Origin of the sequence: Paenibacillus hubeiensis (genome assembly GCF_032334105.1) — a bacterium.
GTDB classification, from domain to species: Bacteria; Bacillota; Bacilli; order Paenibacillales; family Paenibacillaceae; genus Paenibacillus; species Paenibacillus hubeiensis.
In genome coordinates this window covers 124775-137227 of the sequence record NZ_JAVYAE020000005.1, presented here as the reverse complement: position 1 = coordinate 137227, position 12453 = coordinate 124775, and the positions used below count along the sequence as shown (strand labels likewise).

At 50.3% G+C, this 12453-nt stretch carries 12 protein-coding genes; 11 read left to right on the top strand and 1 reads right to left on the bottom strand.

The genetic code is table 11. From position 1 onward, the window contains the following. Nucleotides 1-75 precede the first annotated feature (75 nt). The 8 genes from RSX24_RS15910 (at nt 76) to RSX24_RS15875 (ending at nt 7398) form a co-directional block, all read left to right on the top strand. The gene (locus tag RSX24_RS15910) at nt 76-372 is read left to right on the top strand and encodes a hypothetical protein (protein ID WP_343261147.1); all 297 of its coding nucleotides are present in this window, start codon (nt 76-78) and stop codon (nt 370-372) included. Continuing rightward, the gene (locus tag RSX24_RS32345) at nt 369-818 is read left to right on the top strand and encodes a CPCC family cysteine-rich protein (protein ID WP_438286838.1); all 450 of its coding nucleotides are present in this window, start codon (nt 369-371) and stop codon (nt 816-818) included. Before RSX24_RS15910 ends, RSX24_RS32345 begins: the two co-directional genes overlap by 4 nt. Before the next feature lie 121 nt (nt 819-939). Further along, nucleotides 940-1266, top strand: coding sequence for a hypothetical protein (locus RSX24_RS15900; protein ID WP_343261146.1), 327 nt, complete (start codon nt 940-942; stop codon nt 1264-1266). Between the two features lie 67 nt (nt 1267-1333). Then, entirely contained in the window at nt 1334-1546 is a 213-nt protein-coding gene (locus RSX24_RS15895; RefSeq protein WP_343261145.1) for a hypothetical protein, read from the top strand. Between the two features lie 520 nt (nt 1547-2066). Further along, complete coding sequence (locus RSX24_RS15890) at nt 2067-4124, top strand: methyl-accepting chemotaxis protein (protein ID WP_343261144.1); 2058 nt, start codon at nt 2067-2069, stop codon at nt 4122-4124. 287 nt (nt 4125-4411) lie between these two features. Next, entirely contained in the window at nt 4412-4828 is a 417-nt protein-coding gene (locus tag RSX24_RS15885) for a hypothetical protein (protein WP_236415666.1), read from the top strand. 98 nt (nt 4829-4926) lie between these two features. Then, nucleotides 4927-6303 carry an FAD-dependent oxidoreductase gene (locus RSX24_RS15880; protein ID WP_343261143.1) on the top strand — a complete coding sequence of 459 codons (1377 nt, stop codon included), beginning with the start codon at nt 4927-4929 and terminating at the stop codon, nt 6301-6303. A gap of 63 nt (nt 6304-6366) precedes the next feature. Further along, nucleotides 6367-7398: a zinc-binding alcohol dehydrogenase family protein gene (locus tag RSX24_RS15875; protein ID WP_343261142.1), complete on the top strand. Its 1032-nt coding sequence runs from the start codon at nt 6367-6369 to the stop codon at nt 7396-7398. Between the two features lie 62 nt (nt 7399-7460). Here RSX24_RS15875 and solA read toward each other — a convergent pair whose 3' ends face one another. Continuing rightward, nucleotides 7461-8621: an N-methyl-L-tryptophan oxidase gene (gene solA / locus RSX24_RS15870; protein WP_343261141.1), complete on the bottom strand. Its 1161-nt coding sequence runs from the start codon at nt 8619-8621 to the stop codon at nt 7461-7463. A 464-nt stretch (nt 8622-9085) separates the two neighbouring features. On the opposite strand from solA, the gene RSX24_RS15865 reads away from it, so the two are divergent. Genes RSX24_RS15865 through RSX24_RS15855 form a run of 3 tightly spaced genes read left to right on the top strand, consistent with a single transcriptional unit; the run spans nt 9086 to nt 12434 of the window. Next, on the top strand, nt 9086-10045 hold the full coding sequence (locus RSX24_RS15865) for an amidohydrolase family protein (protein WP_343261140.1): 960 nt from the start codon (nt 9086-9088) through the stop codon (nt 10043-10045). A 56-nt stretch (nt 10046-10101) separates the two neighbouring features. Next, a complete protein-coding gene (locus RSX24_RS15860; protein WP_438286837.1) occupies nt 10102-11460 on the top strand; it encodes a sugar ABC transporter substrate-binding protein in 1359 nt (452 codons plus the stop codon). Between the two features lie 29 nt (nt 11461-11489). Continuing rightward, a complete protein-coding gene (locus RSX24_RS15855; RefSeq protein WP_343261138.1) occupies nt 11490-12434 on the top strand; it encodes a carbohydrate ABC transporter permease in 945 nt (314 codons plus the stop codon). The last annotated feature ends 19 nt before the right edge of the window (nt 12435-12453 follow it).

Here is a 12453-nt window from a genome sequence, read left to right as displayed (position 1 = left end):
TAGTTCAGCTTTACAACATAGGGGACGGGTAATCCTAATCAACAGGCTGAATCTTTATGGCGACCAACAGAGAAGATGGCTGATTTATGGAGTAAGGGGAAATTAAAAGCGCACTATGAAAAACATGGTAATGAATTTGGGGCAAAATCATCAAAAGAATACTCTAACATGGCTTACGAATTTGGTACTAGCACATCTGATAGTATTATACAAGTGAAAGATGGAGCGTTTATATATAGATATGAGCCGTCAACTAAATCTATATTCGTAGGGACTGATGTGGGAGGTAAAATCAAGTCATTTTATAAATGGGATGGTCGTCCTGATGATGCTGTAATCTTAATGTTAAAAGGAAAGGGATTAATTGAATGAGAAATATATCCAGGGAGAATTTCTTTAAATTAATATGCTCAGTACGTGATATTGTTGAAAAAGAAATAGATTTGCCAAAGTATTTTGAGGAAAGTTCTTCAAAAATTAATATGGAACTAAGTGAGATGGATTTTCAAGGTGTTAGTAACGGGTTTTTAGCAGAGATCGTTTATGCTATTACAGGATATGAAGTTGAAGTTATTGGTGAAGTAGAAGAATTGTATCCTTGCCCTTGTTGTGGTTTAAAAACTTTAACAGAACTTTATGATAAGATTGCAGGAACAGGTTATGATATTTGCCCATATTGCAAGTGGCAAGATGATGGAACTACAGATATAAATTCTTATAGGTCTATCAATAAAGGAAGTATAGCAGATTATCAGAATAAACTCAGCATAAATTCTAATAAGTACTATATAAACAAATGGTTAAATGGGAAAGACTGATGATTGCCCAACAGGTGTTCCCAAGTAACCTTTTGCATGGGGAAATACAGCTATTTTGTTGAACGGGGCTTAAGGACTTATTAAATTAAAGTATCACCGATAAAATAATGGGGGCTGAGTCGTGGATGAAATAAAAGTATATTTTCTCGAAGATACAGAATTAGCCGAATGCGAAGCAATTAGTAGAGGATATAGAAACGATGTCATTGTTAGTATCTCAAACAACCTATACCATGTTTATGTGTATGACATCATAAGGCTGCAGCAGGATTTTGAATCGGAGTTGAAGGATTATGGGTACTATTCCATTGAGCCTAATTTAGTTCTAGTGAAGGAAGTAAGTAAAGAGAATATTAACTTAACAGTTAAGGCACTATATGAACAAAAATACTTTGACCGTTTAAAACCGGTTGATCAAAGCAGTCTCAGTGATTATTTTACGAAATAGAACATGCCGCTTAATATTTGATTTAATTCTTATTCGCCAAACCCTCTTAAAAAGGGAGAGATCTTGCATGTCTGTTTCATCCTCTATTGAAGTAAGTTTATCAGAGCAAATCTCAGGAATGACTATTTTTCGGAAACTGGAGGAATTCGGTTGGTCATATAATGACCATGGAAACGTAACTTTCTTACCCATCGGCGATGACGATGAGTATGATTGGCAAAGCGTCAATATTCCTGTAGAAGAGTTATTAAGAATTTTGGCCATAAAGAGGATAGTTTAGGAGAAATCATTGAAGTTGAAATGACTTGGAAGGATACGAACATAGGGGGCACCTTTTTAATTCAAGGGAACGGTACGTTTATTATGTGTCCTGATATCAATCGAAAAGTGCTTGATGTAGAGAGTTACAACAAAATAACTGATATGAATTGGTATATGACAAAGTTGATCCCGATATTTGGTCCATTAGTTGAGTCAATTTCTTACCAGGAACATGTATAAACTCCCCATACTGAAACCTTGAGGATAACATCTTCAAGGTTTTTTCTTATAGAACATGAATCAGCATCTCCATGTTTATTTTCTTTGACCAGTTTCTTCGCAAGGATTTTGAACGGCAACGAATCGTTATACATGTCTAGCGGCCTGGTAAAAACAGGACTGTTCAGAGAAAAGGGCTATAAATTTCCAAATTTATAATTGCCACTCTTTCACTGATGAAATAGATGTCATCTGCCGATATAGAATCAAGGCATATGAACTGACATGTACAATGATGAAAGTGGAAGGTGAACGCAATCATGTTGAAACCCAAAGAAAAAGAGCGAATGCAGGGCATGTCGTTCAAGGTGAAGCTGCCTCTGATGATCGGATTGCTGGTCACGATCGTATTGGTGGTGACAGCAATGCTGTGCTACAGGGTAGCCGAGAGCATTACGCTGGACAAGAGCAAGGATGAAATACGGGCCACCTCGGACCGGATCGGCGAAGCGCTGTTTTCCTCGTTAAGCCTGGAAGAACAGTCCACGTTCCTGATTACGACCCATCAAACGTTCCATGAACTGCTGAGTCTCCGCAATGCGTCTGATCAGGATAACGATGCGTTCTTCGCAGAAAACAAGGAGCTGGTGGACAAGTCCAACGGCATATTGGCAGACAGTCTCGCGGGCATGGAGGGCAACAGCAACATCATCCTTCTGGACCGGAACGGCGTCGTGGTTGCCGCCAATGATCCTGAGGCAGTGGGCGGGGAACGCAGCGACCGTACATATTTCAAAGAGGCAATCCAGGGCCGCAACGTCATCAGCGAGGGGATCATCTCCAAACAGTTGGGCACGCTGGGTACGGCCTTTGCGATGCCATTACTGGATGACAACAAGCAGGTGGAAGGAGTTCTGGTGTCCACGGCTTCAACCTCTTTTTTTGTTAACCAATTGCAGAACGTAAAAATCAATGAAGAAGGCAAAGTGATCATCCTCGACCGGGTAGGTACGGTAATGTTCAACTCCGCGGACGAGAAGATGGCTGGACAGAAAATGGAATCGGACGAGTACCAGTTCCTGATTGATCTTCCAGTCAGCGAAAAGCTGCAGCAGGGAGAAATCAGTACGGAGGAGAAAGTCGCATTTTACTCCAAAATCCCGAGATCGAATTGGACGGTGATCGTCGAGGATTCCATGAGTGACGTAAGCAAACCACTCGAAGCCATGAAATACAAGATGTATATCGTGCTTTTCAGTGCGATTGCGGTCTCCATTGCGGCTGGGATTCTCATCTCAAGGTTGGTTACCCAACCGATTACTCGCGTGACCAAGCTGTTCGGACAGCTGGCGGAAGGCGATCTTACCGTAAAGGCCGAAGGCAAATACAGCGGAGAATTCAAGCGGCTGGCGGACAGCTTCAACATGATGGCCGAGGCGAACAAACAGCTGATATCGCGCATGAACGATTCCATCGGCATTTTGCACGCCAGTACCGCGGAGCTGGATTCATCGACAAAGCAGACCGCGGTTTCGATCACCGACACGACGATAACGGCACAGGAAATTGCGCGTGCCATGGTATCCCAATCCAGTGATACGGAAGCGATCGTGGACAAGTTCATGAACGTGGGCGACAAAATTGAGCATGTCAACGAAGTTTCCCAGTCCGTCAAACAACAGGCCGATGAAATCAAGGACGTATTCCGCAACAATCAGGCGACGATTGATGCTTTGATTGCCGTCAATGATCGGAATGAGGCCGAGGTGCGCAACATTTCCGATATTACGGTCCAATTGGCCGAAAGCTCAAGCGGTATCCAGCAGATTACCGAGACCATTGCCGGCATTGCCAAACAAACGAAATTGCTTGCGCTTAATGCTTCCATCGAGGCTTCGCGTGCAGGCGATCAGGGACGCGGATTTGCCGTCGTTGCCGCAGAGATCGGCAGCCTTGCGCAGCAGACGACCGCGCAGTCGGACGTCATCCACCAGATCGTCATGCAGACGATCGAACATGTGGAGCAGAATAATCGCAGCGTACAGGCGATCGAGGCCATTGCCGAGCAGCATAAGCAGAGCGTGGCAGATACGCAGGAGATTTTCCGTTTCGCAACTGAAAAAATGAACACCATCCTGAACCAGATCCAGGATATCGCGGGTCAAATCGCATCGATCGAACGCGACAAGGACGACGTGCTTGGATCGGCACAGAGTCTGTCCGCTTCCGGGGAAGAGGTATCGGCTTCGGTGGAAGAAGTCTCGGCGACGATGCAGGAGCAGACCGCCAAGACGGAAATGCTGGCCGACATGGTTCGCACTATCGACGACTTGACCAAACAGCTTGCCGAGGAAGCTTCCCGCTTCAAAACGAAATAGCCTATTCGGAACCTTGGCGCTGCCCCATCGTCCGTTCCGAATGTAATTAACAAAGACGTGTATCGGCCTGAATTCAAGTTCCATGGATTCAGGCTCGTGCACGTCTTTATTACGTTGATGGACGGAAATGTAATGTATTGAGAATGATCGGTAAAAATAATTCTTTACCAATCATTCTCAATATGATAAGATCAATGCAGATGAAGAAACAAGATGTCTCAACCTGAATTAGAATGATCATTCTCAAATTCAATACAACAATCCAAATGTCGAAGGAGTTGGCCCACATGGTTCATTTTCAATCCAAAAATGGCGTCGTATCATGGAACGAGGAGCTGCAGAGCGTAATTATCGAATGGAAAGGGTTTGCTTACGGGCAGGAATTTCAAACGATCCTTTTGGAAGGCGCAGCGTTGCTCCAAAAAATGAACGGCAGCAAAGTGCTGATGGATACGCGCAACGGAGCAGCGATTAAGGCAGATGACAAGGTATGGATCGGGGAATTTTTCATCCGACGGGCGTATGAGAGCGGGCTCAAATACATCGCTTTGCTGCAGCCGACCAGCGTCATCGCCAAGTTAAGCGTAAACCGGACGGTAGAGGGGCTTGGCGCGTTACCCTATCACCAGGAGAACTTCACCGATTGGAACGAAGCCGTGCAGTGGTTGTCCAACCCGGTTCCTTTGTTAAGCGCCATCAGCTGAAGATAAGGCACGCAAGTGGAGAGGCAATGTTCACATCAAAGAGGGATGATTTTATCTATTTTAGAATGATCATTCTCGTATAGAAAGGTGGGTCCAAAATGACCAGAAAAACATTTGACGCGTTAATCATTGGTTTCGGCAAAGGTGGGAAAACGTTGGCTCCATTTCTGGCCGAGCAAGGCTGGAAGGTGGGTGTGGTGGAAAAGTCGCCTTTCATGTACGGCGGAACCTGCATTAATATCGGCTGCATCCCCACGAAAGCGTTGGCCTATCAAGCGCATCTCGCTTCACGGGAAGAAGGGAACGACCAGCAAACGAGACAGGCCAAGTACGCGCATGCCATGCAGGAAAAGAATGAGCTGGTCTCTCTGCTCCGCGACAAAAACTTCAATCAACTGAACAACCACCCTAACATCACCGTGCTGACCGGAACGGCTTCGTTTCATTCGCAGCATGAGGTCCGGGTGGAGACCGAGTCGGATACCATTATGGTGGAGGCCAAGCAGATCTTCATCAATACAGGGGCCAAACCGAACATTCCCGATCTTCCGGGCATCCATGGTCCCCGTGTCTATACGAGTACCGAAATGCTGGATTTGGCTAAACTCCCTTCCCGGTTGACGATTATCGGAGGCGGATATATCGGTTTGGAGTTTGCATCCATCTATGCCGGGTTCGGCTCGCAGGTGACTGTTCTTGAGAGCGGAAAGGTGTTTCTGCCGAGAGAAGATCGAGAGATTGCCGAAGAAGTGAAAAACGTGCTGGAGCAGAAGGGAATTCGCTTCCGGCTGCAGACGAACGTTACGAGCATCGAAAGCCAGGGCGAAGCTGCACGGCTGCTCTTGTCCGGGCCTGACGGCGAAGAAGAATGGTTGGCAGATGCCGTGCTGGTCGCTGCGGGCAGACGGGCCAATACGGATGGATTGAATCTGGCAGCAGCAGGCGTAGAGGTGACGGAACGCGGGTTTATCCGAGTCGATGAAACACTTCGGACCACTGTCCCGCATATCTGGGCTATGGGCGACGTAAACGGCGGGCCGCAATTTACCTATATCTCGTTGGATGACTCCCGTATCGTTAAAAACCAGATGTTTGGCGACAAGACACGCACGACCGTCGACCGCCGATTCGTTCCTTACTCCGTTTTTATCGACCCTCCGTTGGCACATGTCGGATATACGGAACAGGAGGCGGTGAAACGGGGGCATGCCGTCAAGACGGCAAAGCTGCCTCTTACGGCATCGACGAGGGCTCGCCAGTTGCAGCAGACGGATGGTCTGATGAAGGCGGTCGTGGATGCGGATTCCGATCGACTGCTTGGATTTACGATGTTCGGAGCGGAGTCCAGCGAAGTCGTGAACATCGTTTCCGTATTCATGCAATCGGAGCAGCCGTTCACGGTGCTGCGCGATACCATTTTCACCCATCCGTCGATGGCCGAGACGATCAACGATCTGCTTGGCGCGATCCAATGACGTATTCCAAGTTTTTATAATGATATAAATTGATGAATTCAACTTGAAGGAGAGAACAAAGACATGACGAAAAAAACGATGAAAGCCGTAGGTTTGTACAACTATTTACCGATTGAAGATCCGCAAAGCCTGATCGACATAGAGTTGGACACACCGACGCCAACAGGAAGGGATCTGCTGGTCAAGGTCAACGCCGTTTCGGTGAATCCCGTCGATTACAAAGTCCGTTCGCCGAAAGACCGCGAGGAGAGCGTACCCAAAGTGCTGGGATGGGACGTGTCGGGAGTCGTTGAACAGGTCGGGCCGGATGTCACGCTGTTCCAGCCAGGCGATGAAGTATTCTACGCGGGCAGCATTATGCGTCCCGGAGGCAACAGCGAGTTTCATCTGGTGGACGAACGGATCGTTGGCTCCAAGCCTTCCCGAGTGGGGTTTGCAGAGGCTGCGGCGCTCCCGTTGACATCCATTACCGCATGGGAAAGCTTGTACGACCGCTTGGGCATATCGCAGACGAAGGAGCACAATGAAGGAAAAAACATTCTGATCATCGGAGCGGCCGGGGGAGTCGGTTCAATCGCAACGCAGCTTGCGAAATATTCAGGATTGACGGTCGTCGGGACGGCTTCCCGTCCGGAATCGGCCGATTGGATCAAGGAACTGGGAGCGGATTACGTCATCAACCATTTCGAAGCATTTGTGCCGCAATTGAAAGCGATCGGCATGGAGCAGGTCGACTACATTTTGTGCTTAAACAGTACAGGGAAACACTGGGCGAACATGGCCGAAGCGATCGCGCCGCAAGGCAAGATTTGCTCGGTGGTCGAGACGGCTGAACCGTTAAACCTGACCTTGCTCATGAACAAAAGCGCCACGTTTGCCTGGGAGTTCATGTTTACGCGTTCAACGTACCAGACGCCGGACATGATTGAGCAGCACGCACTGTTAAACGAGATCGCGCGCCTCGTCGACGAAGGCGTGATTCGGACGACCACGAACGAAACATTGTCGCCAATCAACGCTGCGAACCTGCGCAAGGCACACGCGATGCTGGAGACGGGCCGGACCGTGGGGAAAATCGTCTTGGAAAAATTTTGAGGCATGCATGCGCAGAAAAAAGCAGAATATCGTCCAAGGGGCCTTCTCAGAAGGCCCCTTTTCTATGGGGAAGTGCCGGAGATGTTCGCTTCCGCAAAACGGGAAAGGACAAACCTTGAAATGTCCTGATCCGTGACCCCGGTCTGCACAAGATCGGACAGAATGCTGCCCACCACGCTGGCGAACTTGAAGCCATGGCCCGAAAACCCGCCGGCAATCCATACATGATCATAGGCAGGATGCCGATCAATAATAAAATGCTCGTCAGGCGTGAATTCGTATTTGCATACCGCTCCACGCTTCAATCTCCCCGCAGCGCGAGGCATCCGGCGTTCAAGCAGCCTGCGCAGGTCGCCTTCGTCGGTTTCTTCGCTGCCGAAGGGAGCCGGGGGAGAGCCTGGCGTCCACGGTTGGCCCGTATCGTGGCGGCCGATCTTTAACCCCGCCCCGCCGATGCTTGGAAACCCGTAGTACCCGCCCTCTGGTCCGGCCAGGGTGAAACCGGGGAAGTGCTCCTCCGCAAACAGTTCCTCCGATGCTTCGAACCATCCCACCGTTTTGCGCACGGCCCGAATGGGCAGGTTCACGAACGGTTCCAAAGTCCGGAACCAGGCGCCTGCGCTCAATATGAGCCGATTAGCAGAGTAGGTCGTGCCATCCGATGTTTTGACGCTCACGGTCTGCGGGCCGCATTCGACCTGCTGGACGAGCGTGTTCGTCAACAGGGTGGCTCCATGCGCTTCGGCCCGTTGTCGATACACCTGAACGCAGCGTTCGCTGAACAGATAGCCTGCGTCAGGTTCATACATTGCTTCGTAATGCTCCGGCACGTCGACGCCGGGCCAGCGTTTCATGATCTCGCTTGCCCGCAGCAGTTCGTAACGCACACCTGCCTCATCCGCATGGGCCAAGCGGTCGCGGAAGGAGTAAACGCCCGGATCCACGATGTTAAGCACGCCGGAAGGAACGAGCAATTTGCTGCCCGAGGCATCCTCAAGCTCTTCCCAGAGCTGCTGAGCAAGCAGCGCCATCGCGATATAATCGGGTCCGCCGCTATAGACGTGGCGAATGAGACGGGGTTCACCGTGATGGCTGCCTTCGCCATGCGGGGGATCGAACGCATCGATCAGCAATGTTTTGAGCCCGCTCCGCGATAGATAATAACCCGCGCTCATGCCCATCGAGCCTGCTCCTACGATAATAACGTCATAGTTATGTGACATGGCCAACCCTCCCGCATCTTGGTACTCCAGAGAAAACCGAAAAAAAATATCCACACGTTAACGGAGAGGCGGAACCGATCTGAAGAAGCGAAGCGTGCGCTAAAAGCTTTCTGCAAGAAAGCTGAATCGGAAGCACGGCTTATCACCGGATTTTCCCTTTGAAAAAGGGAATTCGAAAAAATCCGGGGATAACAGTAATCGGAAGACGGTACTGCACTCGTAGTAGTCAAGTGAGAGATTGTTAGTGCGGTTTATATAGTAGCCTAATTTAGTCCTGATCTGCGAGGAAGTCAATACATTCGCTTATAAAGAAAGGCAATACCACCATCAAATTTTCGATAAGCCATGGCATTGTATGGTTATTGAAATCATGGTAGAGTTTTGAAACAAACATTCCGATAAGATTAGTCGGCATTTATGCGATCAAATCTTTCTTACAAAACTAACATGGGAGGAGCTAAGCGATGTTTTCCAATCCTGAATTCCGAGTGTTCGACATCCACGGCCATCTGCCATATAAACTGCTGCTGTCCCCGCACAAACCGCACGAATCGGTTTCGAATTACGGCAAGGAACGAAGCGAGCGCATGAGGCTTTCGTGGGATTTTCCGGCTCCTGAGGAGACCGCCGGGGAAGCGGCGAAACCTCTGATCGAACGTTGGGTGGATGAGCTGGACAAATACAAGATCGGCGGACTCAACTTTCTCACTGCGCTCGATAACGACAAGCTGGCCGAGCAAATCGCCGGATATCCCGACCGGTTCACCGGCTTTGCCTGCCATCCGATTGAAAGCGAAGATGCTGCCTCCGAGCTGGAGCGCGCCGTTGACGAATTGGGGCTTCGAGGATACAAACTGTTTGGCCCGCTCACACCGATCCCGTTCGATTCACCTTCATTGGACCCCGTCTGGAAATTCCTTGCGGAGCGCCGCCTGCCCGTCCTGATCCATTTCGGGATGCTGGGCCATGCGGGGGGGATCGTGCATCATTCCAACATCAACCCGCTGGCGATTTTCAATACGGCTCGGGCTTACCCGGACATTCCCTTCATCATTCCTCATTTTGGAGCAGGATATTTTCAGGAACTGCTGCATTTATGCTGGAGCTGTCCCAACGTATATATCGACACGTCAGGCTCCAACCAATGGGTGCGGTGGGTGCCATATGAGCTGACACTGGAAACACTGTTCCGCAAAACGTACGAATTGCTCGGGCCGGAGCGAATCATTTTCGGCACGGATGCGAGCGGGTTCCCGCGCGGGTATCCATATCGGTATTTGCAGGATCAAGTCAGGGTATGCCGTGACCTGCGCTTCCGCGAGGCGGAGATCGAGCTGATCTTCGGCAACAATGCGAGACGTTTGCTTCACGTCCCATGGGGGAAAGAGGCAGGGCACAGGAATGAAGGCAAGGCCCGGCAATGAGGACCGTTCATAAATGAAGCGGCAGGCAAGGAAAACCAAACTATAGCAAAGGGGAAGTGGTCGACTTGACACGATCCGGTTTATTTTCATTCGGTCTTGGGAAAGCACTGTGTTTGTGGGTTGTAGGTGCGCTGGTGTTAAGCATCACGGCCTGCTCGGCAAAGCCTTCCCAGGAAGCGGACACGGGAGCAAATGCCGCTGCCGCCGGGCAGGCAAAGACAGTGACGATTGAATACTGGCAGTACGAGTTCCCGGCCAAGGTGGAGCTGATCGACGCGTTAATCAAGGAATTCGAGAGCGAACATCCCGACATCAAAGTCAAGCAAACCAATTTCCCTTACGACCAGTACAATCAAAAAGTAGCCACGCTGGTGCCTGCCGGCAAGGGGCCGGACGTCATCAACCTGTACTACGGATGGCTGCCGAAATACGTGCAGTCCGGTTATTTGCAGCCATTGCCGGAGAGCAGTTTCCCGGATATCGAAAACACGTTTTTCCCTTTCGTGCAAACGGCCAAACTGGATGGAAAGTATTATGCGCTGCCCACCGGCGTGAGAACCCTCGGATTGTTCTATAACAAGGACCTGTTTGCCAAAGCCGGACTGGACCCGGAGAAACCGCCGACGACGTGGGAGGAGCTGGTCACGGATGCCAAGGCACTGACGGAAACGGACCAGAACGGGCAGCTGGTGACGGAAGGATTCGCTTGGGAACCGGGTTCCCAGCTGCATCACTGGTTCCGCGACGGGTTGCTGTACCAGGCGGGAGGCAAAGATACGAGCGAGGATCGCCGGAAGATTCTGTGGAACGAATCGCCCGCAGGGCTGGAAGCGTTCAAGTACTTGGTCGAGTTCGCTACCGTGCACAAAGTCGGGATCAACGGTTTTTACACAGATGACGCGAATGCGTTCAAAACCGGGCATGCCGCAATGAACATCGACGGTTCTTACCGACTGGGTTCGATCCAAAAAGACGTGCCGGACCTGAATTTCGCGGTTGCTCCCCTTCCGTCTTACAAAGGGAAATCGACCCAAGCCTCCTTTTGGGCCAATGCCATTCCGGCCAACGTGACCGGAGAGAAGCTGGAAGCCGCAACGGCGTTCCTGCAATTTTTGACGAGCAAGGGCGTGCAGGAGCAGTGGGTGGAAAAGGTGGGCGAACTGCCTGCGCAGAAGGAAGTGGCGCTTCAGGACAAGTACTTCAACGACCCGCTGCTGGGTCCGTTCATTTCGCAACTGAACGATGCCAATGCTCATTTCTTCATTGACGAAACCCAGGAACGAACCCTTTTCGTGAACGCGGTGGATGAAGTGCTGCTTAATCAGGTTCCCGTTGAGCAGGCTTTCAACGGCTTGGTGACCAAAACCCAACAGCTGTACGATGATTACTGGGCGAAACAGGACAAGAAAAAATAAAACCCTGACCAAAGGAGGCCATCGCAGCGATGAGAACAACCGGCGTCATTCCTTCTCGACCGAAACGACGTTTGTTTTCCGAACGCAGGGTCCATAAGCTTCATTACAGGCATAAACGGCTGCTGTTCATTTATGGCGGATTGTCGATTCCGCTGCTTTATTTCGTGGTCATCCGCATTCTGCCGATCCTGTATTCCTTCAACGTCAGCTTTCGGGAATGGGGCATGCTCTCGCCCGACAAACCGTTCGTCGGCCTGGCAAACTATGCGGCATTGCTGGGCGATTCCCTATTCCTCCAATCGCTGCTGAACACGGGCATCTATGTCATTGTTGGCGTGCCTGCACAGCTGGTGACCGGGCTGGTCGTTGCGCTGCTGCTGCAGCAGGTGGTGAAGCTTCGCAGCCTGTTCCGGACCGCGTATTTCATTCCTTATATGACCAGCGTCGTGGCCGTGAGCTGGGTATTCCGCTGGATTCTGATGAAAAACGGGATCTTGAATGCCTTGTTTATCGAGGCCGGGCTTGGCCCGCAATCGTTCCTGTACTCGCCCGCACAGGCGATCTTTTGGATTATCGCGGCGATGGTATGGCAAAATATCGGGTTCCAGATGCTTATCTTTTTGGCAGGACTCCAGAACATTCCGCAAATGTACTATGAAGCGGCCTCCATCGACGGCGCGACCGCCTGGCAGCGTTTCGTACATATTACGTTGCCGCTGCTGAACCCGGTCATACTGCTGTCCACGGTGCTGGCATCGATCGGTTTTCTGCAAACCTTTACCCAGGTGCTCAATATGACGGGCGGCGGTCCGCTCGATTCCACGATTTCCGTAGTGCTGCATATCTATAATCTCGCTTTCAAAAGCTTCGACATGGGGCTGGCTTCTGCGGCAACCGTCATTTTGTTTGTGATCATTTTCGGGTTGACGCTGATCCAGTTGAAGGTGATGGGCAACCGTTTCAGTCAGGAGTAAGGGAAAGGATGGTGAATGT